Source organism: Glycocaulis albus (assembly GCF_014639075.1).
Taxonomy (GTDB): domain Bacteria; phylum Pseudomonadota; class Alphaproteobacteria; order Caulobacterales; family Maricaulaceae; genus Glycocaulis; species Glycocaulis albus.
Window position 1 is genome coordinate 125,043 of record NZ_BMFS01000001.1, and the last position, 26,380, is coordinate 151,422.

A 26,380-nucleotide genomic window follows, 5' to 3' on the forward strand; every position below is an offset into this window, starting at 1 on the left:
CTTACTTGAACATGCCCTCGCGCAGATTGATGCCGTGTTCGGTCCAGGCCTTCAGCGCGCACAGCATCTGCATCCAGCCGCTGCAATTGCCGTAGGAGGCCTTCAAGCCCTCCGCCGTCTGGCGCCAGCCCTCTTCCTGCACGGACACCAGCGTGCGCCCGTCCTCCAGTGCCTCGAAACTCATCGTCACGCGCGTCTTGTAGGGCGCATCGGGCTCGTCGGCGTCCCAGTCGAAGACGATGCGCTCATTGTCGATGACTTCCACCACATTGACGGGGAAGCTGCCGGGAAAGTCATGAAACGACCAGTGGACGACCGCACCGGTTTCCAGCCGGCCCCTGGCGCCGCCAGTGGTAAAATAGCGCGACAGCGTATCGGGGTTCACCACTGCCTCGAACACGTCTGCGACCGGCCGGGCGATGCGTGCGCCGACCCTGAATTTCAGTTCCATATCCATGATGCACCTGTCCTGATTTTGAGGTTGCCCTGACGAGCCCAAATCATGTTATAAAAATATAACATGTCAAGCGATGATAAAATGGACCGTGTTTTCAAGGCTCTGGCGTCCCGCATCCGGCGGGAGTTGCTGGACTGCCTGAAGGATAATCCGCGCACGACGGGCGAGCTTTGCGAGCGCTTTGATACGCTCGACCGCTGTACGGTCATGCAGCATCTCAAAGTGCTTGAGCGCGCTGATCTGATCATCGTCCAGCGCAAGGGACGCGAACGCTGGAACCATCTCAACCCGCTGCCCATCCGGCATATCCAGGATCGCTGGATCGGACCGCATGCAGACCAGGCCGTCACCCTGCTGGACCGGCTGAAATCCGATCTTGAAGGAACAGACTAGCGTTTGCGCCAGAGGATGAGGGCGCACACGCCGATAACGGCGGCAATGGCGAGAAGCTCAAGAATGGAAGCGCCGAACAGGCGCGGCTCGGCCAGCGGGGCCAGCCGCGCGACCAGGCCGCCGACACCGCGCGCGGTTTCCTCGCCTCTGAAACCGGCCGCAACCGCCAGTGCCACCAGCACCAGCGCCACCAGAACGGCGAGCCGCATGCTGCCGCCCGGATCACCCGATGCGTTCTGGCGTGCGCGTGCCGCGCGGGCGCGGTGGGTGCGGGAGAGGAAAGGACGGCGGGTCATGGCTGCAAGCTAGCATCCCTGCGGGCGGGTTCAACGCCAGTGCGCCTATCGCCTTGTCTTGCCGGGCAGGCGATTTTGCGGCATAACAGACCCGCACGGGCGGCCGTTTCGGCCCGGCGGAATACTGGAAGACCCCGCGTGATACAACGCCTACCCCTTCAGCCTTCCCCGCATTGCAAGTCCGTTCGCCGCGACCGGGACGCCGGACGCGACTGAACTCTTGCGCCGGACGCGGCGCAGCACTACGGGAAAGGTTACCCCGAAAATGACGACCGGTACTGTCAAATTCTTCAATACCACCAAAGGATTCGGCTTCATCACCCCGGATGATGGCGGCAAGGACGTGTTCGTGCACATCACGGCTGTCCAGGCTGCTGGCCTGACGGGCCTGAATGATGGCCAGCGCGTGTCTTTCGAGACCGAGCCGGACACACGCGGCAAGGGCCCGAAGGCGGTTGATCTGCAACTGGCCGACTAAAGCTGCGCCCAAAGCTCCCTGATCAGGGGCGGGCATTGGCAAAAAATGGCGCGGAGGGGTTTTCCTTCCGCGCTTTTTTGTGCCCGAGACTGACATGTAATAGTATTACGTGATCACACCTTCGTGCGCCAACAGCGCCGATGTCTTTAATTGTCCGCGCACAGCGCTAGGATGCCCGCCGATTTCCTGAACTGAACCCCACGAACCATACCAAAGGTGAGGATATGATTGATCGTCTGATGTACGGCGCAGCCGCCGCAGCCCTGGTGCTGGCAGCCTGCGAGCAGCCACCTGCGGCCCCCGCACCGGAAGAAAACGGCACAAGCGAAGCTGAAATGTCCGCTTCTGACGCGGCGGCTGATGCCGCTGCCATGCCTGCCGCGGAAGGCGGCGCGCTGGCCGCGCTGGACAATAATCCGTTTGCCGAGGAGTGGACCGAGAATTTCGGCGCACCGCCGCTGGACCAGATCAACGAAGCACACTTCATGCCGGCGTTTGAGGCCGCGATTGCCGATCATGCGGCCGAGATCGCCGCCATTGCCGGCAATCCCGAGGAGCCGACCTTCGAAAACACCATGCTGGCCATGGAAATGTCGGGCCGTGGCCTTAGCCGGGTTGCCGCCGTGTTCGGCAATCTGACGAGTTCTGCGTCCAATGACGAGCTGCGCGCCATCCAGCGCGAAGTGAGCCCGATGCTGGCCCGCCACAGCGCGTCCATCACGCTGAATGGTGATCTGTTTGCCCGCATCGACACGCTCTACCAGAACCGCGCCGATCTCGACCTGTCGGAGCAGCAGGCCCGCCTTCTGGAAGTGACCCATGACCAGTTTGTGCGCGCCGGTGCGCAGCTGGGCGAGGAGGAGCGCGCGCGCTATGCGGAAATCCGTTCCGAGCTGGCCACGCTCTACACGCAGTTCTCCCAGAACGAGCTGGGCGACCGCGAGAGCTGGTACATGGAATTGCCGGAGGGCGCGCTGGAGGACCTGCCCGCCTCCATGGTGAGTGCTGCGCGCGCCGCTGCCCGTGCGCGTGACATGGACGGGGCCATCATCACGCTGGACCGTTCCAGCGTGGAGCCCTTCCTTGAAACCTCGCCTGATCGCGAGCTTCGCGAGCGTGCCTGGCGCGGCTTCTACAATCGCGGCAATAACGATAACGAGTTCAACAATAACCAGCTGATCCGCGATATTCTGGTGCTGCGCCAGGAACAGGCGCAATTGCTGGGCTTTGAGAGCTGGGCGCATTACCGCACCGCCGGCACGATGGCCGAAACGCCCGAAGCGGCCATCGACCTGATGGAACAGGTCTGGTGGCCTGCCCGCCAGCGCGCGCTCGAAGAGCTGGCCGACATTCAGGCCATGATCGATGCCGAAGGCGGCGATTTTGAAGCCGAGGGCTGGGACTGGCGCTACTATACCCAGCGCGTGCGCGAGGAGCGTTACAGCATCGATCCTGCCGAAGTGGCCCAATATCTTGAGCTCGACCGCATGATCGACGCGATGTTCTACACGGCCGGGCGCCTGTTCAATATCAGCTTCCACGAGCGCAACGACATTCCGGTCTATCATCCCGATGTTCGCGTCTGGGAAGTCCATAACGCCGAAGGTGATGTGATCGCCCTGTTCTACGGCGACTATTTCGCCCGCCAGGGCAAGCGTTCCGGCGCCTGGATGAGCTCGTTCCGGGCCCAGAACGGGATTACCGGCGAAATTCCGCTGATCCTGAACAATTGCAACTACAACCGGCCGGCGGAGGGCGAGCCTGCGCTGATCTCCTTCACCGATGCGACGACGCTCTTCCATGAGCTCGGCCACGGCCTGCATGGCATCCTGTCCAATACCGAGTATCCGTCCTTGGCGGGCACATCGGTGGACCGCGACTTTGTCGAATTCCATGCGCAGATTCTCGAGCACTGGCTGGCCCAGCCGGAAATTCTCGAGACCTATGCTACCCACTATGAGACCGGCGAACCGATGCCTGTGGAATTGCTGGAGCGGGTGCTGGAAGCCCAGACCTTCAATGCCGGGTTCGAGAATGTCGAATTCCTCAATTCCGGCTTTGTGGACATGGCCTTCCACCTGGAAGAAAACCCGTCGGAGATCGACGTGGAAGCGTTCGAAGCTGAAGTTCTCGAAAGCCGCCAGAATCTGCGCCAGATCCCGATGCGTCACCGCTCAACCCACTTCCTGCACAGCTTCTCCGGTGAGGGCTATGCAGCCGGCTATTACAGCTATCTGTGGGCGGGCGTGCTCGACAATGACGGGTTTGCGGTCTTCGAGGAAGCCGGTGACATTTTCGATCCCGAAGCCTCGCAGCGCCTCTATGAGGTGTTCTCCGGCGGCAATACCCGTCCGGCCATGGAGCTCTATACCGGCTTCCGCGGGCGGGAGCCTTCGGTGGAGCCGCTGCTTCGCAACCGGGGCCTGCTGACCGAGGTCGAAGGCTAGGCCAGCTTCTGCCTGTTGAATGGGAAGGGCGCGCTCCGGTTTCGGGGCGCGCCTTTTTCGTGAGCGGCCGCCGTGTTTCTAGGCGCTGAAATAGCCCTTCAGATTGCGCGCCGCCTGGCGGATGCGCTGCTCGTTCTCGACCAGCGCCAGACGGATATGGGTGTCGCCGCGCTCGCCAAAGCCGAGGCCCGGGGCAACGGCCACGCCGGTCTTGTCCAGCAAGTCCTTGGCGAACTCTACCGAGCCCATATGGGCAAATCGCTCCGGTATGGGTGCCCAGGCAAACATGGTGGCGGGCGGTGACGGGATGTCGAAGCCTGCCCGGCCAAAGCTTTCCACCAGCACGTCGCGGCGCTTCTGATAGGTCTCGCGGGCGAAGGCGACATGGTCCTGAGGACCGTCCAGCGCGGCGACAGCCGCGATCTGGACCGGCGTGAAGGCGCCGTAATCGAGATAGGATTTCACCCGTTTCAGAGCCGCTATCAGACGGGCGGACCCGGCCGCAAACCCGATCCTCCAGCCCGGCATGGAGTAGGTTTTCGACATGGAGGTGAACTCCACCGCCACCTCGCGCGCGCCCTCGACCTGCAGGATGGAGGGCGGCGGGTTGCCGTCGAAATAGATCTCCGAATAGGCGAGGTCGGAGATGAGGACGATATCGTTAGCTTTCGCGACCTTCACCGCCTCGCGGTAGAAATCCAGATCGACCACTTGGGCGGTCGGGTTGGAGGGGAAGTTCAGCACCATGGCGGACGGCGCGGGCACTGAGCGCCTGCACGCTGTCACCGCATCGGCGAGGAATTGTTCAGGCGAGCTGAAGCTGACTGCCCGCACTGCCGCGCCCGCAATGATGAAGCCGAACATGTGAATGGGGTAGGAGGGGTCCGGCACGATAATGACATCGCCCGGCGCTGTAATGGCCTGCGCCAGATTGGCCAGCCCCTCCTTCGAGCCCAGCGTCACGCAGACTTCCGTTTCCGGGTTCAGGCCTACATCAAAGCGGCGCTCGTAATATCGGGTGAAGGCCCGGCGCAGGGCGGGCACGCCCTGGCTTGCTGAATAGCGGTGGGCGCGCGGGTCGCCCGCCACCTCTTTGAGCTTTTCCACGATATGCGGCGCAGGCGCGAGATCAGGATTGCCCATGCCAAAATCGATGATGTCGCGGCCTTCCTTGCGCCAGGCGGCCTTCATCCGGTTCACTTCGGCAAAGACATAAGGCGGCAGGCGGCGTTCGCGGTAGAAAGGATCGTTTCCGGTCTGGCCCATGGCCGCCTATTCCTCGTCCCTGACAGGCTTCTTGCGTGAAAATATCCGTTTTACGGAATCGGCATTGGCGTGGCCGAGCGCGCCTTGCTGGAAGACCGATGCGGCGCCCCAGAGCACCAGGAACAAGGTGAGCAGCATGACCGCGGTGGTGCCGGCTATCTCCCACAGGGGCGGGTCGGACGGCAGGCGCGCAATCATGATGAAGGGCGTCCAGATGGGTACCCAGGACACGATCTGGACCGCCACCGAATCGATGGAGCGCATGGCAAAGACCAGGATCATCAGGGGCAGCATCAGCACCAGAATGAGCGGACTCATCAGCGTCTGGGCATCATGCAGCGTTTCGCAGAGCGAGCCGAGCGCGAGGAAGATGGCGCCATACATCAGATAGCCGACCATGAAATAGCCCAGTGCCGCCAGGAAGAGGCCGGGTTGTACCGCTTCGCCGATCAGGCCGGCCAGCTCCGGGTCGATTCCCTGCAGGAAGGTGCCCGCCAGCAGCATCACCGTCGTGCCGATCAGTCCCCACACGGCGAACAGGGTGAAGGATACGGCCGCGACACCCAGAAGCTTGCCGACCAGCAGGTCGCGCACCCGCACGGTAGACAGCAGCAGCTCGATGATCTTGCCGCCCTTCTCCTCGATCAGGCTGGTCAGCAGCATGTTGGCGACCGAGAAGATCGCGGTCCACAGCATGATCGCAAGGACTATTGCCACGATGAAGGGCGCCCAGTCGGCCGCGCCTACCTCGCTGTCATCGACGGTGGCGGGATTGAAATTGCGGATTTCCGGCTCAAGCGAAGACAGTTCGCGGATCTCGGCAGGGTCCAGCCCGCGTTCGGCAAGAGCCTGTTCGCGGACGTGGTCGCGCAGGGCGCGCCGGGCTGCGCCCGACAGGCTCTGCTCGGTAACATTGGTGGAGTAGTAGTTGATCAGCGGCAGGTCGGAACCGGCCTCCTGGCTGATGAACACGGCGGCGAACAGGCTGCGCGGACCGTCCGGCGTTGCCACCTGACGCTCGCCCAGCAGATAGGGCCGCAACCCTTCCAGCGTGCGGGCCGGTGCGTCCAGCCGTATCAGGCGTCCGGTGCCCGCCGCGATCATGTCGGCGCTGCCCTGCATGCCGAGGATTTCCAGCGCGTCGTCCAGCCCGTCCAGGCCGAGCGGATCGGCATCAAATGCCGCCAGCGCGCGTTCGCGTGTTGCGGCATCTGCCGACACGGCAGCGGCCGCCTCCAGGGCGGCGCGCGTCTGCTCGCGCCGTTCCCGCTCGATGGATGCCTGGATCACGTCATCAAGACCAGTATTGGTCTCGTCAATGATGACGTAATGGCGCACAGGCTGCGCCGACTGGACAAGCGCCGGGATCGACGCGCCGATGAGCATGAAAAGCGGCACCGAGGCGAGCGACAGCCAGAAGCCCCAGGTCGCCACATAGGACAGGTATTCGCGGCGGGCGATAAGATAGATGGCGCGCATGGCTTACTGGCCTTCCACAGGCTGAAGGGGGTCACTGGCCGATACCAGCCGGACAAAGGCATCATGAAGATGGGGGCGGACCGGCTCGAACCGGGTCAGGCGCACGCCCGCCTCGACGCAGGCACGCAGAACATGCTGGGGATCGATGCCGGCAGCCAGTGCGACCTGCCAGAGCGTGACCCCGTCCACGTCCTTCTCAAGGCGTGTAACCTCGCCGAAGCGCGAGAGCAGGGCGCTGATATCGTCGTCTGAATCAACACCGATGGTGACAAGGCGCGGCACGACGGCCAGCGCCTCATCCACCTTGCCATCAAAGATTTTCTGCCCTCGCGCCATCAGGACAATGCGGTCACAAATGCGCTCGGCCTGCGCCATGACATGGGTGGAGAAGAGTATGGTCCGGCCGGCGGCAGCCTGTTCGAGGATCACATCTTCCAGCATGGCCTGATTGACCGGATCGAGTCCCGAGAACGGCTCGTCGAGAATGATGAAATCGGGTTCGTGGATGATGGCCGCGATGATCTGGACCTTCTGGGCCATGCCCTTGGACAATTCCTTGACCTTCTTGCCGGCGCTGGCGGCCAGCCCGAAACGTTCGAGAGCCGCCGCGGCCCGGCGCCTGGCTTCGGCTGCCGGAACGCCTTTCAGGCGGGCGAACAGGGCGATGACCTGCTCGGCGGTCATCTTGCGGTAGACGCCGCGTTCCTCAGGCAGGAAGCCGACGCGGTCGAGCGCCCGCAGGGTGGGCGGCTGACCGAACAGTTTCGCACTGCCCGCATCGGGGCGGATAATACCCAGCGCCATGCGCAGCGTGGTCGTCTTGCCTGCGCCATTGGGGCCGAGAAAGCCTGTGATGGAACCGGCAGGCACGCTGAAGCTGACATCCCTGACCGCGGGAAAGCCGGAGAAGGTCTTGGTCAGTCCGCTTACGTCCAGGGCAGGCATTGTCATCGTCGAAAAATCCGGTTGTCTGGCGGGAAATCACACTATGTTGAACCGTGTTTAGGGTGCCCGTTCCGGCCTGTCATCCCGGTCAGCCCGAAATAGCGACGTCTAACACCGATTTAATGTCAGGAGAGCAGGCATGAGCCCCGCAGCAGAAGGATGTCCACTGGATTTTTCAACCCTGACACCGCCGCGCCAGCCGCGCTGGTATCTGGCCCTGCCGGAAGGCTTTGAAGCCGGGGCCGAGCCCCATGAACGCACGGCCGGGATTGCCTTGGCGCAGGCCGATGCTCTGGCGTGCTTCAAGGCCATTGCGCTGGATGCGCCGCGGACGCGAATTGTCCGCGAGGCGGGCGCCCAGCTGGAGCTTGAACAGAAAAGCGCAGTGTTCGGCTTCACGGACAAGATCACAATCGAAGCGATGGATGCCGGGCCAGGCATGGCCGCCCTGGCCATATATTCGCGCGCACTGATCGGCTATTACGACTTTGGTGTAAACCGCAAACGCGTGCGCCGCTGGCTGGATGCCTTCTATGCAGCGGGCAAGGCGAAATAAAGAAGGTCCAGCGACGGCGGCTCGGTGACGCCCAGCTGGCGCAATATGTGGCTGGCCTGGCCGCGATGATGGGTCTGGTGGTTGAACAGATGCGCCAGGATCACGCCCAGCGGCAATTCCTTGGCCTCGCCGCGCGTGTTTCCATAACGGATCACGGTCGCAAAATCGGCAGAGTCCAGGCCGGTGACATAGGTCATCAGCCGCTGGTCCTCCGCCTCGCGGGCGGCGCGCAGATCACCGAAATTTTCGTAGAGAATGGTGTCGAGACGGGCAGGAGCCTCGCCTTCGCCGGTCAGCCGGTAGAGCCAGATCCGGTCCGCCACCAGCAGGTGGTTGAGCGTGCCGTGGAGGCTGCGGAAATAGGCCTTCACATCCTTCTTGCGCTCGGTGTCTTTCAGCGCGGTCGCCGCGTCGTAAAGCCGGGCATTGGCCCATGCATTATAGGCGGCAAATCGGCGGAAATGATCGTGCACGGCTCTGTATTCCCTCGCTGACAGCGTTTCTCCCAGACGATCAGGTGTAGAGCAAGGAATGGTCCGGTCAAATCCCGGCCCGCACAATGGCAGGCCGGGAGGGTCCGATCCGGATTACTGGCGCGTGATTGCAGGCTGGACCGCAAATTGCGGCGCGATCCGCAGATCGCTCGCCCATTTGAGCTTTTCAAACAGGAGAAGCAGCGTGCCGTTATAGTCAACCACCCGGTTGATAAGCCCCTTGCGCGGCAGGTGCAGCGCGCTTTGCGGGTGCTCGTGATGGTGGTCGTGAATGGCCTCGCCACCTGTGAGCAGGGCGAGCGTCCAGTCAAGCCAGGCAGGCGTCTTCAGGTGCCCGAACACGTTCACGCCCAGCGTCGTGGCGTGAAACTGCACGCCGCGGGCCGTGACGGCGGCGGCATGGAGCAGGAAGGTCAGCAGGAGCGATCCGCCCGAGAGGAAGACGGCCAGATAGATCAGGGCCGGGATCACCAGATGTACTACAAGCGACAGCCAGTTATAGTGGTGATCGACCCATTTCACGCCCGGCATGTCGCGCAGCCACATGGCCAGAGGGCGCTGAAGATCATTGGGATCACGGAAGATGATCCAGCCAAACCATGCCCACACCTTGCTTTCATGCGGGTTGTGCGGGTCGCCCGGCTTGTCGGACAGGCGGTGGTGCTGGGAGTGGTAGTTGATCCAGTCCTTGAACCGGCCCTGCATCGCGATCACGCAATTGAGGGCGGTCAGCATCTGCGCGGGCCATTTCAGCTCGCCGGAGCGATGCTGCCAGATCCGGTGCAGGACACCGATGCCGAAATTGCAGATCACCAGGGTCACCGCGCCGACCGCCATGGCCAGCGGCACATACCACCAGTGGAAACTCAGGCCTTCAAGCGCCAGGCCAAGCACAATGGCGCCAATCATCCCGATGACACCTATGGCCGGGTAGATCAGCGCGGCAAACACGCTGGTCCAGTCCAGATTGCCCCAGCTTTTCTCGATGGCCTCGGAGCGGGGGCGGGCAACAATTTTCGTCAAACTCAAACCTCGACTTTAAGGGGCGGCCGGCCGCACAAGCGTGCGAATTGCGGAGCAAACGCTGGCACGATCTGCCACCTCTGACCAGCCGGTTTGGCCATCATGACCCCATCAAATTGACGTCATTATGACCGGAAAGTTCACATGCGTGCGGCTCGACGCCGCAGCCCCTATCCGCTATTCGACGGGAAACAGCCTTGCACCGGCCCGGAATCACCGGCCGGACGCAGCCAACATATCGGGAGGGATTTCCCCATGAGCGACAGCGTGTTTCCGGCCGGCAATCTGATGAAGGGCAAGCGCGGGCTTGTCATGGGTGTGGCCAACAAGAACTCGATTGCCTGGGGCATCGCCCAGCAGCTCGCTGCGCAGGGCGCAGAGCTCGCCTTCTCCTATCAGGGCGAGGAGCTGGAAAAGCGCGTGCGCCCGCTGGTGGAAAGCCTGCCCGGAGAGCCCTTCATGGTCACCGCCGACGTGACCGATGACGCCTCCATGGATGCCTGCTTTGAAGCCCTGAAGAAGAAGTGGGGCAAGATGGACTTCCTCGTCCACGCCATTGCCTTTGCGGGCAAGGACGAGCTGCAGGGCTCCTTCACCCACAACACGACGCGTGAGGGCTTCAAGCGCGCCATGGACGTGTCGGCCTTCTCCTTCGTCGACGCGGCCAAACGTGCCAGCGCGATGATGCCGAGCCGCGAGGAAGGCGGCGGCGCGATGATCTCCATGACCTATCTGGGGTCCGAACGCGTTGTGCCCAACTACAATGTGATGGGGGTGGCCAAGGCGGCTCTGGAAGCCTCCACCCGCTATATCGCGCGCGATCTCGGCCCTCTGGGTATTCGCGTGAATGCGATTTCGGCCGGCCCGATGCGCACGCTCGCCATGGCTGGCATTTCGGGCGGCCGCACGCTGATGAAGACCGGCAAGGACTGGTCGATGCTCAAGGAGGACACCCGCATGGAGGGTGTCGCCGGGGCCGCGCTCTACCTGCTCTCCGATCTTGGCCATTCGTGCACCGGTGAAGTGCTCCACGTGGATGCCGGCTTCCACGCGGTGGGCGTGCCGGATATCGGCGAGGAAGGCTAGGCGGAGTTCGACAGCCGGCCTCCGGCATGTTACATGTAACGGTCGGAGGGCGTCATGGGTATCAATGAACGGGTGAGCAAACATCGCGAAGCCCTGCGGGCAGCGGGCTTGCGTCCCTTGCAGATATGGGTGCCGGATACGCGCCAGCCGGGCTTTGAGGACGCGTGCCGTGAACAGGCCGCGCGCACCGCAGATGCCGACCGCGCTGATGCCGGTCTCAGCGCCTTTGCCGACGCGGCGCTCGCCGACCTGGACGAGCATTAGGGCGGTGAAGCGCGGGGATATTGTCATCGTCGCCATGCCGGGCGATTTCGGCAAGCCGCGCCCCGCGCTCGTGCTGCAGGCGGATTATTTCGCGCAGACGTCCACCGTCACGCTCGCCCTCATTTCTTCGACCCTCGTGGATGCGCCATTGCTACGGATCACGCTTGACCCGTCAGAAGAGAACGGGCTGCGGGCCCGCTCGCAGATCATGGTCGACAAGGTGATGAGCGTGCGCCGCGAGCGCGTCGGCAAGATTATCGGCAAGGCCGATTCCGACACGCTATTGAGCGTGAACAGGTCTCTTGCCGTGTTCCTGGGCTTTGCTTAGGGCCTGAATTTCATGCCCATCAGGGGCCGCAGGATCGCTATGCGTGATGCGGCCTCTGCGATGGCCCAGCTGCCAAGCAGCGTGATCGCGGCCACGAGCAGAAACTCGCCCGGTCCGCCAAGGCGGATATTCCACGCCGTGATCAGGTAGATCGCGCTGACCGTGATGGTCTGGTGGACGATAAAGACCGGGAAGATCAGCACGTTCAGCCGCGCGAGCAGGGCCGAACCGGCGCGTATGAGCCGTCTTGCCAGCCAGATCAGTGTGACAATCATCCACCAGGCGTAGGCAAGGCGCATGATGCGCCAGAGCGTGGCTTCCACAGGGTTGGCAAAGCGGGCATCGAAATCGAGATAGGCGAAGACCAGCAGGCCCGCGCCTGCCAGCGTCAGGGCCAGCGCAAGCGGTCCGGCCCGGTCTGCTACCTGCCAGAAGCCGTGTGACCGGCCTGCCAGCACACCGAAGATCACGAAAGTCAGCGAGTAGGCGTGGGTTGCCCAGTCCCACACCAGATTGTGGGTCGCCGGAAAGCTGTCAGCCAGCGTGAAGCGGATCAGCAGGAGGGGCAGGACGGGCAGGACGAGGAAGGCGGCAGGCCCAGCAGGCCCTTGCCACACCCGCTCCAGCCTGAAACGCGCCAAAGCGGGTGTATGGGGCAGGACAGGTGCCAGGATCAGCGCGTAGACGAGGATATAGACGACATACCAGAAGTGGTTCCACGTGGGTGTGACGATCGAGAACGCGCTGCCAAAATCGAGATAGTGCGGCCAGAAGGCGAGAATGCCGGGTTCGATCTCGCCGTTGGTGCGAAGCTCGAAATAGGCCTGCGGCATCACGATCACCGCCATGCCGAACACCAGCGGCACTAAGAGCCGCCAGACGCGCTCCAGCATGAAGCGGCCCGTGCCGAGCTTTCCTGCCAGCATGGCCATAGCCACGCCCGAGATGAAGAAGAGCAGGGGCAGACGCCACGGGCTCATCAGCATCATGGGCAGTTCCAGCGTGGTGCCCGCATACGCGCTTTTGACATGCCAGCCCCACGTCACATAGCCCATGCCGGTGTGATAGAGGATCAGCATGGCGAAGGCGAAGACGCGCAAGGCGTCGAGATCGGGGCGGCGGGCGGAAGGGATCCGCGCGTCCATCAGCCGAACCGCCGTCCCAGCCAGTCGAGGAGATGGGCGTTCAGGGTCTCCGGAGCTTCATACTGCGTCCAGTGGCCGATATCCTCGATGACATGCATCTCCAGATCCTTGCACAGGGCCGGCATCCATGCGGTGAGTTTTGGCGGCAGCATGAAGTCGCATTCGGCAGAGATCATCAGGCAGGGCATGGAAAGCCGGTGATCGACACCGCCCATGCGCTGCCAGTTCGCATCGAAATTGCGGTACCAGTTGATGCCGCCCCGGAATCCCGTTTGCGCGTAGATTCGGGCATATTGCGCGCGTGTCTGCTTTGGTACCACCACATCGTCTTCTGATTTCAGCCCGCCGCGCGCGACGAAGTTCTCAAAGCGCTTTGGCAGATGGGTGATGGAGGGCGGCAGCTTTTCCAGATCGGCCGAGGGAGGCGGCGCGCCGAAGACGAAGTCGAAGAAATCGCTTTCGCGGCCCGTGAACAGATTGTCTGCGGCCTCGTCCTGGAAGCGCACGATATAGTGTTCGTCCCCGCCCAGTTCGCGGAAAACCTCCAGTGGCGGCTTCGATCCACGTGGCAAATGGGGTGTGTTCACCCCTACCGCGCCCAGGAAGCGCTCCGGGATCAGACAGGCCGCGTGCCACATCAATATGCCGCCCCAGTCATGGCCCACCATCACCGCCTTCTCGATGCCAAGCGCATCTAGAAGGCCCGCAATGTCGCCGGTCAGCCGGTCGACATGGTAGGCGTCCACCTGATGGGGTGCATCCGATGCGCCAAAGCCGCGATTGTCCGGCGCGATGACCCGGTAGCCTGCGCGGGCCAGTGCCTCGATCTGCGCCGCCCATGACAAGGCCAGCTCTGGCCAGCCATGCAGGAGCAGGACGGGCAGGCCGCCGGCTGGTCCCGCCTCGTGAACGGACAGCGTGACCTGGCCCACATTGATGCGGCGGGCGGGCGGCATGGACGGGTGGGTCATCTAGCTCTCCCTCGCTATGGCGCGTCGGCGTGAGCTTAGAAGATCAAGGGTGAAGACGGCCAGTCCCGCCCAGATGAAGGCAAAGGTGATGGCGTGAGCAAAGGTGAATGTCTCGCCCCAGATAATGCCGACGCTGAACTGCAAGGTGGGGGCGACGAATTGCAACAGGCCGATCGTGGCAAAGTGCAGCCCCCTTGCCCCGATGATGAAGAGCAGCAGCGGCGCCACCGTCATCGGGCCGGTGAGAATGAGCAGTATGGCCTGTCCCGGCGCGGCGAGAAACGAGCCGCCTCCGCCGGAGGCTTCAAGGAAGAACAGGGCCACAAGCGAGGGCAGGGAGATGATCAGCGTTTCCCAGAACAGGCCGACACGGCCGTCGGTGGCGATCGTCTTCCTGATATAGCCATAGGCGGTGAAGGAGGCGGCGAGAAACAGCCCGATCCAGGGTATCTCGCCGACGGCCACGATCTGGTTGATGACGCCGATGACGGCAAGTCCCACCGCCACCATGCGCAAGCGTCCGAAGCGCTCGCCTGCGATAAACACACCAACCGCCACATTCATCAGCGGATTGATGAAATAGCCGAGCGATACGTCCAGTACGCGGTCGGCATTGATCGCCCAGACAAACACCCACCAGTTCGACGCGATGAGGATCGCGCTGAAGAGCAGCATCGCCATGGCCCGCCTGTCAGTCATCAGCCGCCAGGCGGTGGGCGCGCGGCCCGCCATCCAGACCAGAAGCGCCAGCAGGGGCACCGACCATACGGCCCGGTGCAGCACGATCTCGGTGGCGCTGGCAAAGCCCAGGAATTTGTAGAAGGCCGCTGAAAGCCCCCAGATCACATAGGCCGACAGGGCCGCCGCGCCTGCTCGTCCGGCATCCAGACGTCCGCTATCAGGTGGCGGTGCAACAGGAGCGGCGGACGGATCAGCAGGGGCAGCCATGCCCGGGCTCTTACTCCCGCTGGCACCTCAAAGTCATTCTGTTTCTTGCGTCAGATGCAGTACGGGCAAGCAAAGGCCCCGCTCCGGGTGGAGCGGGGCCGGTTGCACGCAAGGCCAGACAAGGTGCCTAGCGGTTTTCCATCATGGCGTCGCGAAGGCCGCGGAACTCATTGCCCTCATACCAGTTCGGCCATTCATCACTGTCGGCGATGCGGCGCGCGACGGTGTAGAGCAGGCGTGTATCCTCCTCCAGGCCGGACAGATCCCAGTCCGGGTTATATTCGTCGGCAGGCTGGTGGTAGCGGTTCATGCGGTAGGCCAGTGCCGCCGTCTCCACATATTCGCGGCCATGCTCGACATGCACCGAGCCGCCACCGGCATACAGCATGGGCACGCCGACGCGTGCCAGGCTGACATGGTCGGAGCGGTAGAAATAACCCGCTTCCGGGTTGGGATCGGGTGTGAGATAGCGTCCACCCTGGGCTTCGGCTTCTTCGCGCAGAATGTCCTCGATCTCCGACGCTCCGTAGCCCACAACCACGACATCTTCAGTGCGGCCAACGGGGAGTTCGCCATCGATATTGAGGCCGGCCACGATGGAATTGAGCGGCACGGTCGGGTTGGCTCCGAACCAGGCCGAGCCCAGCAGGCCTGACTCCTCGGCCGTCACGGCAACAAAGAGGATCGAGCGGCGCGGCTGCTCGCCCAGCGCAAAGGCTTCCATCATTTCCATGATGGCGGCGGTGCCGGTCGCGTTATCGACCGCGCCATTATAGATATTGTTCTCTGCCGAAAAGTTGAGCCGCACGCCCAGATGATCCCAGTGCGCCATCAGCAGGACATACTCGTCCGGTGCTTCGGCCCCTTCGACCATGCCGATGACATTGTTGGACGTCAGGCGGCGCAGGCTGGTGTGCAGTTCGGCGCTCATTGCCGCGCCCTCCAGCGCGACCGGCGTGAAGTCCGGTTCTGCCGCTGCTTCAGCCAGGGTGTCGAAGTCATGGCCCGTGGCGGCAAACAGCGCGCGCGCGGCATCAAGGTGGATCCAGCCCTGCACCGGCACCAGATCGGATGGCGGCATGTCGAGCGTGAACTGCGGGCCCGTCCATGAGGCAACCACCGTGTCCCAGCCATAGCTGGCCGGTTCGGTCTGGTGGACGATAATGGCACCGGCCGCGCCCTGACGGCCCGCCTCCTCATACTTGTATGTCCAGCGCCCGTAATAGGTCATCGCCTCGCCATTGAAGCGGCCGGCATTGGGCTGGGCATAGCCGGGATCATTGACGAGAATGACCACCGTCTTGCCCTCGACATCAAGCCCCTCATAGTCGTTCCAGCCATATTCCGGCGCCACGACGCCATAGCCGACAAACACCAGCTCGGTATCGGCGATGGCGACATGCTCTTCCGGGTTCTGGCTCCAGTAGACAACGTCCTGTCCCATCGTCATGCCCATGGGTTCGCCATTGACGGAGATGTCCAGGCGCGAACGCTCTTCATCCAGCGTTGCCTCGATCAGCGGTACGGGCTGGTACCAGCCCTCGGTACCGGCCGGTTGCACGCCTACACGCGCCAGCTCGTCGGCAATCCATTGTGCTGCGCGTTCACCGGCTTCAGCGGCCGGCGCGCGGCCCTCGAAACGGTCATCGGCAAGCGTCGCGATGCGGAAATGCAGGTCGTCCTGTGTGATCTGCGCGCTGGTATCGCCGGCTGGTGGCCAGTCTCCCGCATCGGCGGAGGGCTCGGCAGATGTTTCCGGAGCGCTTTCCCCGGCGGGCGCCCCGGCCGGTGCGGCAGGCTCATCACTGACGGGTTCACTGCAAGCTGCCAGCAGCGCGGCGGCCGCTGTCAGGGTCCACAAACGTAACATTATAACGCCCTCCCAAGGGTTTAGCGGATTTTTGGCCAGCATGCCCTGTCTGGCGTAAAGGTCCAAGCCTGCATTGCCGGTACTCGACAGGACGGGCTTGAACCGTTCAAGGTGCGCGGCCCGGCAACCACCAGTCCTGAGAGCGCCCGATGACCGATCCTGCCAGCCTTGATGCGGTCCAGCTCAGCCTTGGCCCCGTGTTTCAAAGCGTTCTGCCGGTCAGCCTGGCGGTCATCATGTTTGCGGTGGCCCTCACCTTGCGCGTGGAGGATTTTCTGGCACTGGCCAGACGCCCTGCGCAGTTTGCCGGTGCGGCCCTGACCCAGATCCTCCTCTTGCCGCTGGCAACGCTGGGCCTCGTCATGGTGCTGCAGCCCCAGCCCTCCATCGCGCTGGGCATGATCGTGGTGGCGTGCTGCCCGGGCGGGAATGTCTCGAACTTCTTCACCCATCTTGGCCGGGGCGATACCGCGCTTTCGGTGTCGCTGACGGCAACCTCCAGCCTTCTGGCGGCGCTGGCGACGCCGGTCTCCATATTGTTCTGGAGCGGGCTTTACGGCCCGACGCGCGAACTGGTCGATGCGCTGGATGTCGATGCGCTGCCGTTTGTCATGCAGACCATGGTAATCCTTGCCGTGCCGCTGGTCCTGGGCATGGCACTGGCGGCGCGGGCGCCCGGATTTGCGCGCCGCTTGCGGCCCGTCACGTCGATGCTCGCCATGGCGATCCTTGTCCTGATCATCCTTGGCAGCCTTGCGGGCAATGCGGACCTGCTGCTCATGGGCGCGGTCGCCATCTTGCCGACCGTCATCCTGCACAACGCCATGGCGTTGCTGCTGGGCTATGCGACCGGCTGGGCCTTGCGTTTCGATGCCCGCGGGCGGCGCGCCATGACGATTGAAATTGGCATTCAGAATTCAGGCCTCGGCCTTGTAATCCTGCTGGGTGCGCTTGGCGGGCTTGGCGGTGCTGCCGCGGTCATTGCCGTCTGGGGCATCTGGCATCTTCTGTCGGGTCTGGGGCTTGCCTATGCGTTCCGTCTGACCGACCATTTGCGCCAGCACAAACTTGCCGGAGGACGCCCATGACCCACCAGCTGAAGATCGTGAACGGCCTCGTCCATGACGGTTCGGGGGCGCAGCCCTACAGGGCCGATATCGCCATCGACCATGGCCGGATCAGCGCGGTGGGCACTGATCTGGGCGAGGCGCGCGAGACCATCGATGCAACAGGATGCATCGTGACGCCGGGCTTTATCGACATTCACACCCATTACGATGGACAGGCGACCTGGGATGACCGGATGGAGCCTTCCATCCGCCATGGCATCACCACCGCCATCATGGGTAATTGCGGGGTGGGCTTTGCGCCGGTGCGCAAGAACGACCATGACCGCCTCGTACGCCTGATGGAGGGGGTGGAGGATATTCCCGGCACCGCGCTCCATGAGGGCCTGAAATGGAACTGGGAGAGCTTCCCCGACTATCTCGATGCGCTGGAGGCGATGCCGCGCACGATCGATATCGCGGCCATGATCACCCACGACCCGCTGCGCGTGTATGTGATGGATGAGCGCGCGAGCTTTGATGCGCAGGCCTCTGACGAGGACATCGCACGCATGCGAAAGCTGGTACGCGAGGCGCTGGAGGCGGGCGCGATAGGTTTCTCGACCGGGCGCTCGGACCTGCACCGTACAGCCGATGGCGAGTGGACACCGGCATCCGAAGCTACCGCCAAGGAGCTCACGGGTATTGCCGAGGCCTTCAAGGGCCTCACCCATGGCGTGCTGCAGGCGGTGTCTGACTTTGACTTGCAACGTTCGGAGGAAGCCTTCCCGAAGGAGTGGGAGGTGGTGGAGAAATACGTGAAGGCGGGTGGCGGGCGCCCGGCTTCCATCTCCCTCATGCAGCGCGATCTGGCGCCCGATCAGTGGCGCGACATTCTTAAAGGAGTCGAGAAACTCAACGCCGAGGGCGTGGATATGCGCGTGCAGGTCGCCCCGCGCGCGATTGGCGTGTTCCTCGGTCTGCAATGCACCTTCCACCCCTTCATGGGCCACCCCTCCTACAAGGCGATCGCGCACCTGACGCTGGAGGAACGGGGCGCCCGCATGAAGGAACCGGCCGTCAAGGCGCAAATCCTCTCTGAAAAGCCCGACAAGGTGTCCGTCGAAGGCTCGTCGGTACCGCCGATAGCCGATGTGATGCTGGAAGCGATGGAGTTCGTCGCCGAGAAGCTGTTCATGCTGAGCGATGATCCCGATTACGAGCAGTCCGGCGAACAGTCGATTGCGGGCCGGGCCCGTGCGCGCGGCGTGTCAGTCTGGGAAGAGCTTTATGACACGGTGACCGCGCGCGACGGCAAGGAGCTGATCTATCTGCCCATCTATAACTATACCGAGATGAGCTATGACAATGTGCTGACCATGATGCGCCACCCGCAGGCCCTGATCGGGCTGTCCGATGGCGGCGCGCATGTCGGCACGGTCTGTGATGCAAGCTTCCCGAGCTATCTTTTGAAATACTGGACCCAGGAGCGCACGCGCGGCGAGCGCATGGAGCTTTCCCGCGCCGTGCAGATGCTCTCTGCCGACATCGCCGACTTCCTGGGGCTCAATGACCGGGGCCGGATAAGGGTGGGCCTGAAGGCCGATCTCAACGTGATCGATCTCGATAATCTCAAACTGGAAGCTCCGCACATGGTTGCCGACCTGCCCGCAGGCGGTCAGCGCCTGTTGCAAGGGGCAAGCGGCTACCGGGCGACCATCGTCTCGGGCGAGGTCGTGGTGCGTGATGACAGCGTGACCGAGGCCCGCCCCGGCCGCCTCATCCGCGCCGGCCGGCAAATGGCGATGGCGGCAGAGTAATCGCCATCGACAAGACGACCGTTCAGGCGCATGATTCAAGGCTCAGGGATCAGCGCGCCATCCGCCAAAGGGACGGATGGCAGACCGGCGCGCCCTGCCCGCCACGGCATGGGCCGTAATCTCGCGGGTCAGCCGGCGGAGTGACGCCCATGGCCAAAGGCCAGATGCGGGGCAATAAGGAAGCCAAAAAACCCAAGAAGGAAAAGCCGAAAGTGACGGCCGCCGCGCCGCCGCGTACGGCTATCGACCGGATGAAAGAGTCGCAGGACCGCTCCAAGGCGCGCAAGCCGAGCTAGGCGGTCCTAGCCGTTCAGCGGCTCAACCTCGCGCTCGATCTGTGACACGCGGTCGCCCAGTACGGCTATGTCGTACTGGGATTGCAGGCTGAGCCAAAAGGCTGGCGTGGTGCCGAGCGCACGCGCCAGACGGCAGGCCATTTCTGCTGATATGGCCTGCTTTGCGTTCACAATACGCGATATGCTTGCAGGCGTAGTGCGCAGGCGGGCCGCCAATGCGCTCGCGGACAAGCTTAGCGGCACCATGAAGTCCTCCTTGAGCACTTCACCGGGGTGAATGCCCAGACCCAGAAGAGGGATGTTAGCGCCGTCCATTTTTCAGCTCCGCTAGTGGTAGTCTGTGATCTCGACATCGGCAGGACCCGCATCGGTCCACACAAAACATACCCGCCACTGATCATTGATCCGGATCGAGTATTGTCCGGCGCGATTGCCCTTTAGCGGCTCAAGCCGGTTTCCCGGCGGGGCCCTGAGGTCATCGAGCGCTGACGCGGCGTTGAGCTGCGCCAGTTTGCGTGCGGCAATGCGGGTCACGCTCGCCCATCCGGCCTTTCGCGGCACATTTCCGGTTTCCGCAAACCTGCGGGCCTCCTGATCACGCCACGAAACGATCATACGACGAAAATATTACGCATTACGCAATGCGTCAAACTTTCACTTTCTCCACGCCGCCGCTCTCCACATAACCTGCCTCGAAGGGGCGGACATGGCGGATGGCGCGCTTGCGGCGCTCCCAGTCGGCCAGGATCGCCGCGCCATGGCGTGAGCCTGTGGCCTCGACATGCGCCTCGATCAGTGACCGGCAGCGGGCTTCTGCATCGGCGTCGAGATCGCTGACGAACACAGTCTCTGCATTGAGGCGCGGTTCCAGCCTGTCTCCCTCGTCCAGCACGAAGGCTTCCCCGCCGGTCATGCCGGCGGCGAAATTGTCGCCCACCTTGCCCAGGATCACCGCCACGCCGCCTGTCATGTACTCGCAGCCATTGGCGCCGCATCCCTCGACCACGACTGTCGCACCGGAATTGCGCACCGCAAAGCGCTGGCCCGCCCCGCCAGCGGCGTAGAGTTCACCCGATGTCGCCCCGTAGAGCACCGTGTTGCCGATGATCGCATCGCCCGGTGCCTCGCGAGTGCAACCGCCGAACGGACGGATGGCGATGACGGCACCGGAGAGGCCCTTGCCGACATAGTCATTGGCATCGCCTTCCAGCTCAATGCGCAAGCCCTTTGCCGCGAAGGCGCCCAGTGACTGGCCGGCAGAGCCGTTCAGATGAAGCGTGAGCTGGCCATCGCTTAGCCCATCTGGGCCGAACTTGCGCACAATGGCAGAGGAGACGCGCGTGCCGACCGCGCGGTCGGTGTTTCTGACATCATAGACAAGCTGCATCTTCTCAGCGCGCGAGAAGACGGCGCTGGCGTCTTTGAGAATCTGTTCGTCCAGGCTCGGCGCGACCGCATTGCGCTGGGTGCGCGTGGAGCGCGGCGGACGGGCATGGGGATCGACCCGGACCAGAAGCGGATTGAGGTCGAGATCATCGAGATGCTCCGCGCCCCGGCTGACCTGATCAAGCAGATCGGCGCGTCCGATCACGTCCTCGATGGAGCTCGCGCCGAGGCGGGCCAGAATCTCTCGCGCATCGCGCGCGATAAACGTCATCAGGTTGACCACATGGTCGGCCAGGCCGGTAAAGCGCTTGCGAAGTTCATCATCCTGCGTGCACACGCCGACCGGGCAGGTATTGGAATGGCACTGGCGCACCATCAGGCAGCCCAGCGCCACAAGGCTTGTGGTGCCGATGCCGAACTCTTCAGCGCCCAGCATGGCGGCGATTACGATGTCGCGGCCCGTACGTATCCCGCCATCGGCGCGCAGGGTGACGCGCTCACGCAGGCCATTGAGGGAGAGCACCTGATGGGCTTCAGAGAGGCCCAGCTCCAATGGCGCACCGGCAAACTTGATGGAGGTCTGGGGGCTTGCGCCCGTACCGCCCACATTGCCGGAGATGAGGATCACGTCCGCATGGGCCTTGGCAACGCCTGCCGCCACTGCGCCCACACCGGCCGCGCTGACGAGTTTCACCGCTACGCGCGCGTCGGGGTTGATCTGTTTGAGGTCATAGATGAGCTGGGCCAGATCCTCGATGGAGTAGATATCGTGGTGGGGCGGAGGGCTGATCAGCGTCGTGCCGGGAATGGCGTGGCGCATTTTCGCGATGAACTTCGTCACCTTGAAGCCGGGCAGCTGGCCTCCCTCGCCGGGCTTGGCCCCTTGTGCCACCTTGATCTCAATCTCGCGGCATTCATTGAGATATTGCGCCGTTACTCCGAACCGGCCCGAGGCGATCTGCTTGACGGCCGAGTTCATGTTGTCGCCATTGGGCAGGGGCTTGTAACGGGCGGGATCCTCCCCGCCCTCGCCGGAGACGGATTTGGCCCCGATCCGGTTCATGGCGACGTTGAGCGCCCCGTGGGCTTCGGGCGACAGCGCGCCCAGGCTCATGCCGGGCGTGACAAAGCGCTGGCGTATCTCGTTGACGCTCTCGCAGGCCGAAATATCGATGGCCGGGCCCAGGGCACGCATGTCCAGAAGGTCACGCAGCTGGATGGGGGGCTTGGACTGCTGCAGCTCCACGAACTGGCGGAAGGCTGAGTAATCCTCATTACGCACGGCTTTCTGCAGGGCGGTGACGCTCTGGGCCTCCACCGCGTGCACTTCGCCGGAGCTGCGCTGGCGGTAGAAGCCGCCGACGGGCAGGCGCACCGCGCCTTCCATTCCCCACGCCCAGCGGTGCAGCTCGGCAAGCTTCTGTTCAAGGCCGGACAGGCCCACGCCGGAAATACGGCTGGTCACCCCGCCGAGATATTCGGACGCCACCGCGCGCGAGAGGCCGAGCACCTCGAAATTGCATCCGCCGCGATAGGAGGAGATGACCGCAATCCCCATCTTGGAGAGGATTTTCATCAGGCCGGCATCGAGCGCCTTCTTCATCTGGAAAGCGCGCTTTTCCGGTGTCAGCTGGCCAAGGCCGCGCAGCGTGCGCGTCACCACCGTTTCAAAGGCGACATAGGGGTTCACGGTGGTTGCGCCGAGACCGATCAGCACTGCGCAGGCATGGGCATCCATCGCGTCGGCGGCGCGAACATTCAGCGAGACATGGGTGCGAAGGCCTTCACGCGTCAAATGCGTGTGGGCGGCCCCGACCGCCAGCGCCATCGGCACCGCGCAGCGCTCCGGCCCCAGCGCCTCATCGGTGAGGACGAGGTGCTGGGCCTTGCCGTCACGCACGGCCGCCGCGGCATCGGCGCGTATCCGGTCCAGCGCCTCCCGCAGCCCTGTGCCGCTGCCCGCAGCATCCTCTAGCGCGAAGGTGCAGTCGATCTCGGCCACACCCTCGCCCAGCACGCCGCGCAGGCGCTGATACATGCCATTGGTGAGAATCGGGCTGTCCAGCACGAACACATCAGTCTGTGTCTCGTCCGTCGCGAGGATATTGCCCAGATTCTTGAACCGGGTTTTCAGGCTCATCACCCGCCCTTCGCGCAGCGGGTCGATTGGCGGGTTGGTGACTTGCGAGAAATTCTGCCGGAAATAGTGGTAGACGGGCCGGTAGCGGGTGGAGAGCACGGCCAGCGGGCTGTCATCGCCCATCGAGCCGATGGCTTCCTTGCCGTCCTCGGCCATCGGCGCAAGGATGATCTCTATATCCTCCAGGGTGAGACCGGCCGCCGCCTGGCGGCGTGCGCGCATCTCCTCGTCCCACAGGACAGGTTCCGGGCCGGGCCCGACCTCAGCCTCGATATCGCGGATATTGGACAGCCATTCATCATACGGATGCTTGGCGGCGAGATGGTCGAGTATCTCGTTGGCATCAAAGAACTGCCCGGCATCAAGATCGACTGCCACCATGCGTCCCGGCTCGATGGAGCCGCGCCGCGCCACGCGCGATTGCGGCAAAGGCGTCATGCCGGTTTCAGACCCCACCACCAGCAGATCGTCATGGGTGCGCAGCCAGCGAAGCGGACGAAGGCCGTTGCGGTCCAGCCCTGCCACCGCCCAGCGCCCGTCACAGGCGGCCAGCGCCGCCGGGCCGTCCCACGGCTCCATCACCGAGTTGCAATGCTCGTAGAGGCCGCGCCAGCGGGCTGGCATGATGTCGGCCTTTTTCGACCAGGCCTCCGGGATGAGAAGGGCCTTGGCCATGGGCGCTGTGCGCCCGGCGCGTACCAGCACCTCGAACACCTGATCGAGGGCGGCAGAGTCCGATGAGCCGGCCTGGATGACGGGTTTGACCACGTCTTCGGCGTCGGCAAAGGCCTTGGACGCCATGAGAATCTCATGGCTTTTCATCCAGTTCACATTGCCCTTGAGCGTATTGATCTCGCCATTATGGGCGAGCATGCGAAAAGGCTGGGCGAGCTTCCATTCGGGGAAGGTGTTGGTCGAGTAGCGCTGGTGGAAAATGGCAAAAGAGGAGACAAAGCGCTCGTCGGTGAGGTCCGGGTAGAAGCGGTCAATCGCTTCGGCCAGGAACATGCCCTTGTAGATGATGTCGCGCGTGGAGAGCGAGGCGATGTAGAAGCCCGGCAAATTCTCCTCGCGTGCGCGCTTCTCGATGCGCCGGCGCACGATATAGAGCTGGCGGTCAAGGATATGGGCTTTCTTGCCGCGCGGATCATCAAACAATATCTGCTCGATCGCGGGCCTTGTGGCATTGGCTTTCTCGCCAAGGCAGGAGGGGTCGATCGGCGTTTGCCTCCAGCCATAGAGCCGGAAGCCCGCGCGCAGGATTTCGGTTTCCACAATGGTGCGGCCGCGCTCCTGCGCGGCAAAGTCCGTGCGCGGCAGGAAGATCATGCCGACGGCGACCGGGCCTTCGCCCGGAATGTGGCCGGTGCGCGCCACCTGTTCTTTAAAGAAATCCTGCGGCACGCCCACGCGCACGCCTGCCCCGTCGCCGGTCTTGCCATCGGCATCGACCGCGCCGCGGTGCCAGACCGCTTTGAGCGACTTGATCGCCAGCTCCACCACTTCGCGGCGCGGCTCGCCGTCAATCGCGGCGATCAGGCCGACGCCGCACGCATCGCGTTCGGAGGCGGGGTCATAGCTGCCCGCCTCAATCAGGCGCTGGCGCTGTTCCAGATAGGCGTTCATCCCGGTCATTCGGCAGGCTCCAGCTCACGTGTCTGCGCAGATTCCGCGCGCGCCATCAGATCGGCATGAATGGTGGCGGCAGCGTCCTGCCCGTCCTTTATGGCCCACACCACCAGCGAGGCTCCACGCACGATGTCTCCGCCCGCATAGACGCCGGGAATGCTGGTGCGGCAGCGCTCGGTGACGCGCACGGTGCCGCGCGGGGTCAGTACAGGCCCGCCGCCGCCACAGGCGGCATCGACATCTTCTGCCTCATAGCCGAGCGCCGCGATGACCAGGTCACCGTCCAGATCGGTTTCTGCGCCTTCCAGCACAATGGGCTGGCGGCGGCCGTCACGGTCCGGCGCGCCCAGCCCCATACGCTGTACACGCACGCCCGAGAGGGTGGTGGCATCACCCTTGAGTGCCAGCGGGGCGGAAAGCCATTCAAACACGACGCCTTCTTCCTCTGCGTGGGTCACTTCGCGCAAGGAGCCGGGCATGTTCTCACGGTCTCGCCGGTAGAGGCAGGTGACTGAGGCTGCGCCCTGACGGATCGCCGTGCGCACGCAGTCCATCGCCGTATCGCCGCCTCCAATGACGACGACCTTGCGCCCTTTCGCCTGCAGCCGGGCTTCATCGGCAATCGTCTCGCCAAAGCCGCGCCGGTTGGAGGCGGTAAGGTAATCGAGTGCGGGGATCAGGCCGTCACTGCCCGCACCCGGACAGGTGAGCGCCCGCGCCTTGTAGGTGCCGATGGCCAGAAACACCGCGTCATGGCGCTCGCGCAGCTCCTCAAGGCTCACATCACGGCCCAGCTCAGTGTTGAGCTGGAAGGCGACACCGCTTTTCTGCAGACGCTGTGTGCGCCGTTCCACCACCGATTTGTCCAGCTTGAAATTGGGAATGCCGTAAATCAGCAGACCTCCGGCCCGGTCGTGCCGATCATAGATGGTTACGCTGTGTCCTTGTTCGCGCAGACGCTCCGCCGCGGCAAGGCCCGCCGGGCCAGCGCCGACAACACCGACGCTGAAGCCGGTTTCGCGCTTGACCCGGATGGGCTGTATCCAGCCCTCTTTCCACGCTGTCTCGGTGATGTGGGTTTCGACCGCACCAATGGTGACCGCACCATGGCCGGACTGCTCGATCACGCAAGACCCTTCGCACAGGCGGTCCTGCGGGCAGATACGGCCACAGATTTCCGGCATGGTGGAGGTGGCGCTGGAGCGCTCCCAGGCCTCTTCCATGCGGCCTTCCGCGGCCAGCATCAGCCAGTCTGGAATATCGTTATGCAGCGGGCAGCCCGACTGGCAGAAGGGCACGCCGCACTGTGAACAGCGCGCGGCCTGATCGGCACCCGCCTTGGGATTGAAGGGCCCATAAATCTCGTCGAAATCCTTGCGCCGCTCCTTCGCGGGGCGCTTGGCCGGGTAGCTCTGGTCCAGCTCGGTGAAACGGAGCATGGCGCTCTCCTTCGCGGCGAGAAGTGATTGAAGGCGGATGTCTGGTGCGCGTCAAACCGGGTGTACGCTTTGTCCGGACATGTGCTGCATTGCAACATGAAGATGACGGGCGCGCAAGCGGGATCAGGCCCGCCCTGCCAGCCGTAATTGACAATCATTCGCAGACATGAGACATGCA

General features: G+C 63.6%; 25 protein-coding genes. 10 read left to right on the plus strand and 15 right to left on the minus strand.

Features of this window, described 5'->3' with window-relative positions; translation table 11 throughout:
* Position 1 precedes the first annotated feature (1 nt).
* The gene (locus IEV75_RS00655) at positions 2-451 is read right to left on the minus strand and encodes an SRPBCC family protein (RefSeq protein WP_188450923.1); all 450 of its coding nucleotides are present in this window, start codon (positions 449-451) and stop codon (positions 2-4) included.
* A gap of 69 nt (positions 452-520) precedes the next feature.
* On the opposite strand from IEV75_RS00655, the gene IEV75_RS00660 reads away from it, so the two are divergent.
* Positions 521-850: an ArsR/SmtB family transcription factor gene (locus IEV75_RS00660; protein WP_188450620.1), complete on the plus strand. Its 330-nt coding sequence runs from the start codon at positions 521-523 to the stop codon at positions 848-850.
* On the opposite strand, the gene IEV75_RS00665 is transcribed toward IEV75_RS00660, so the two are convergent.
* A complete protein-coding gene (locus IEV75_RS00665) occupies positions 847-1,146 on the minus strand; it encodes a hypothetical protein (protein ID WP_188450621.1) in 300 nt (99 codons plus the stop codon). The genes IEV75_RS00660 and IEV75_RS00665 overlap by 4 nt on opposite strands.
* 265 nt (positions 1,147-1,411) lie before the next feature.
* Here IEV75_RS00665 and IEV75_RS00670 point away from each other — a divergent pair, with 265 nt between their 5' ends.
* A complete protein-coding gene (locus IEV75_RS00670; RefSeq protein ID WP_127568954.1) occupies positions 1,412-1,624 on the plus strand; it encodes a cold-shock protein in 213 nt (70 codons plus the stop codon).
* A 371-nt stretch (positions 1,625-1,995) separates the two neighbouring features.
* Positions 1,996-4,071, plus strand: a complete 2,076-nt coding sequence (locus IEV75_RS00675; protein WP_373290494.1) for a M3 family metallopeptidase — start codon at positions 1,996-1,998, stop codon at positions 4,069-4,071.
* Between the two features lie 78 nt (positions 4,072-4,149).
* On the opposite strand, the gene IEV75_RS00680 is transcribed toward IEV75_RS00675, so the two are convergent.
* From IEV75_RS00680 to IEV75_RS00690, 3 genes are read right to left on the minus strand one after another with little or no spacing between them, the layout of a single operon-like run.
* Positions 4,150-5,337: an LL-diaminopimelate aminotransferase gene (locus IEV75_RS00680; protein WP_188450622.1), complete on the minus strand. Its 1,188-nt coding sequence runs from the start codon at positions 5,335-5,337 to the stop codon at positions 4,150-4,152.
* 6 nt (positions 5,338-5,343) lie between these two features.
* Positions 5,344-6,816 carry an ABC transporter permease gene (locus IEV75_RS00685; RefSeq protein WP_188450623.1) on the minus strand — a complete coding sequence of 491 codons (1,473 nt, stop codon included), beginning with the start codon at positions 6,814-6,816 and terminating at the stop codon, positions 5,344-5,346.
* A 3-nt stretch (positions 6,817-6,819) separates the two neighbouring features.
* Positions 6,820-7,767, minus strand: a complete 948-nt coding sequence (locus tag IEV75_RS00690) for an ABC transporter ATP-binding protein (protein WP_188450624.1) — start codon at positions 7,765-7,767, stop codon at positions 6,820-6,822.
* Positions 7,768-7,900: 133 nt separating this feature from the next.
* On the opposite strand from IEV75_RS00690, the gene IEV75_RS00695 reads away from it, so the two are divergent.
* Positions 7,901-8,317 carry a DUF1499 domain-containing protein gene (locus IEV75_RS00695; protein ID WP_188450625.1) on the plus strand — a complete coding sequence of 139 codons (417 nt, stop codon included), beginning with the start codon at positions 7,901-7,903 and terminating at the stop codon, positions 8,315-8,317.
* On the opposite strand, the gene IEV75_RS00700 is transcribed toward IEV75_RS00695, so the two are convergent.
* Together IEV75_RS00700 and IEV75_RS00705 are read right to left on the minus strand one after the other, a co-directional pair.
* Complete coding sequence (locus tag IEV75_RS00700; protein ID WP_188450626.1) at positions 8,293-8,790, minus strand: DinB family protein; 498 nt, start codon at positions 8,788-8,790, stop codon at positions 8,293-8,295. The two genes, IEV75_RS00695 and IEV75_RS00700, sit on opposite strands and share 25 nt — an antisense overlap.
* A gap of 114 nt (positions 8,791-8,904) precedes the next feature.
* Positions 8,905-9,834 (minus strand): acyl-CoA desaturase, encoded by a 930-nt coding sequence (locus IEV75_RS00705; protein ID WP_233351703.1) that lies wholly within the window; start codon positions 9,832-9,834, stop codon positions 8,905-8,907.
* A gap of 255 nt (positions 9,835-10,089) precedes the next feature.
* Between IEV75_RS00705 and IEV75_RS00710 the strand changes: the two genes are divergently transcribed.
* The 3 genes from IEV75_RS00710 to IEV75_RS00720 are packed head-to-tail and all read left to right on the plus strand — an operon-like array spanning position 10,090 to position 11,512.
* Complete coding sequence (locus IEV75_RS00710; protein WP_188450627.1) at positions 10,090-10,920, plus strand: enoyl-ACP reductase FabI; 831 nt, start codon at positions 10,090-10,092, stop codon at positions 10,918-10,920.
* Between the two features lie 54 nt (positions 10,921-10,974).
* Positions 10,975-11,184 (plus strand): antitoxin MazE family protein, encoded by a 210-nt coding sequence (locus IEV75_RS00715; protein ID WP_188450628.1) that lies wholly within the window; start codon positions 10,975-10,977, stop codon positions 11,182-11,184.
* Between the two features lie 4 nt (positions 11,185-11,188).
* Complete coding sequence (locus tag IEV75_RS00720; RefSeq protein WP_188450629.1) at positions 11,189-11,512, plus strand: type II toxin-antitoxin system PemK/MazF family toxin; 324 nt, start codon at positions 11,189-11,191, stop codon at positions 11,510-11,512.
* Here IEV75_RS00720 and IEV75_RS00725 read toward each other — a convergent pair.
* The 4 genes from IEV75_RS00725 to IEV75_RS00740 all read right to left on the minus strand — a co-directional run bounded on the left by IEV75_RS00725 (position 11,509) and on the right by IEV75_RS00740 (position 16,446).
* Complete coding sequence (locus IEV75_RS00725; RefSeq protein WP_188450630.1) at positions 11,509-12,657, minus strand: acyltransferase family protein; 1,149 nt, start codon at positions 12,655-12,657, stop codon at positions 11,509-11,511. The two genes, IEV75_RS00720 and IEV75_RS00725, sit on opposite strands and share 4 nt — an antisense overlap.
* A complete protein-coding gene (locus tag IEV75_RS00730) occupies positions 12,657-13,628 on the minus strand; it encodes an alpha/beta fold hydrolase (RefSeq protein ID WP_233351704.1) in 972 nt (323 codons plus the stop codon). The genes IEV75_RS00725 and IEV75_RS00730 overlap by 1 nt, the downstream gene beginning before the upstream one ends.
* Positions 13,629-14,576: an EamA family transporter RarD gene (gene rarD, locus IEV75_RS00735; RefSeq protein WP_188450631.1), complete on the minus strand. Its 948-nt coding sequence runs from the start codon at positions 14,574-14,576 to the stop codon at positions 13,629-13,631.
* 127 nt (positions 14,577-14,703) lie between these two features.
* Positions 14,704-16,446, minus strand: coding sequence for a M28 family metallopeptidase (locus IEV75_RS00740; RefSeq protein ID WP_188450632.1), 1,743 nt, complete (start codon positions 16,444-16,446; stop codon positions 14,704-14,706).
* 149 nt (positions 16,447-16,595) lie between these two features.
* Between IEV75_RS00740 and IEV75_RS00745 the strand changes: the two genes are divergently transcribed.
* The 3 genes from IEV75_RS00745 (at position 16,596) to IEV75_RS00755 (ending at position 19,608) form a co-directional block, all read left to right on the plus strand.
* Positions 16,596-17,534 carry a bile acid:sodium symporter family protein gene (locus IEV75_RS00745; RefSeq protein WP_188450633.1) on the plus strand — a complete coding sequence of 313 codons (939 nt, stop codon included), beginning with the start codon at positions 16,596-16,598 and terminating at the stop codon, positions 17,532-17,534.
* Positions 17,531-19,312 carry an N-acyl-D-amino-acid deacylase family protein gene (locus IEV75_RS00750; RefSeq protein WP_188450634.1) on the plus strand — a complete coding sequence of 594 codons (1,782 nt, stop codon included), beginning with the start codon at positions 17,531-17,533 and terminating at the stop codon, positions 19,310-19,312. Before IEV75_RS00745 ends, IEV75_RS00750 begins: the two co-directional genes overlap by 4 nt.
* 149 nt (positions 19,313-19,461) lie before the next feature.
* Complete coding sequence (locus IEV75_RS00755; protein ID WP_188450635.1) at positions 19,462-19,608, plus strand: hypothetical protein; 147 nt, start codon at positions 19,462-19,464, stop codon at positions 19,606-19,608.
* 6 nt (positions 19,609-19,614) lie between these two features.
* Here IEV75_RS00755 and IEV75_RS00760 read toward each other — a convergent pair whose 3' ends face one another.
* The 4 genes from IEV75_RS00760 to IEV75_RS00775 are packed head-to-tail and all read right to left on the minus strand — an operon-like array spanning position 19,615 to position 26,202.
* Entirely contained in the window at positions 19,615-19,923 is a 309-nt protein-coding gene (locus tag IEV75_RS00760; RefSeq protein ID WP_188450636.1) for a HigA family addiction module antitoxin, read from the minus strand.
* Positions 19,924-19,935: 12 nt separating this feature from the next.
* Entirely contained in the window at positions 19,936-20,223 is a 288-nt protein-coding gene (locus IEV75_RS00765) for a type II toxin-antitoxin system RelE/ParE family toxin (RefSeq protein ID WP_188450637.1), read from the minus strand.
* Positions 20,224-20,254: 31 nt separating this feature from the next.
* Positions 20,255-24,769, minus strand: a complete 4,515-nt coding sequence (gene gltB, locus IEV75_RS00770; RefSeq protein ID WP_188450638.1) for a glutamate synthase large subunit — start codon at positions 24,767-24,769, stop codon at positions 20,255-20,257.
* On the minus strand, positions 24,766-26,202 hold the full coding sequence (locus IEV75_RS00775) for an NAD(P)-dependent oxidoreductase (RefSeq protein ID WP_188450639.1): 1,437 nt from the start codon (positions 26,200-26,202) through the stop codon (positions 24,766-24,768). Before IEV75_RS00775 ends, gltB begins: the two co-directional genes overlap by 4 nt.
* Positions 26,203-26,380 lie beyond the last annotated feature (178 nt).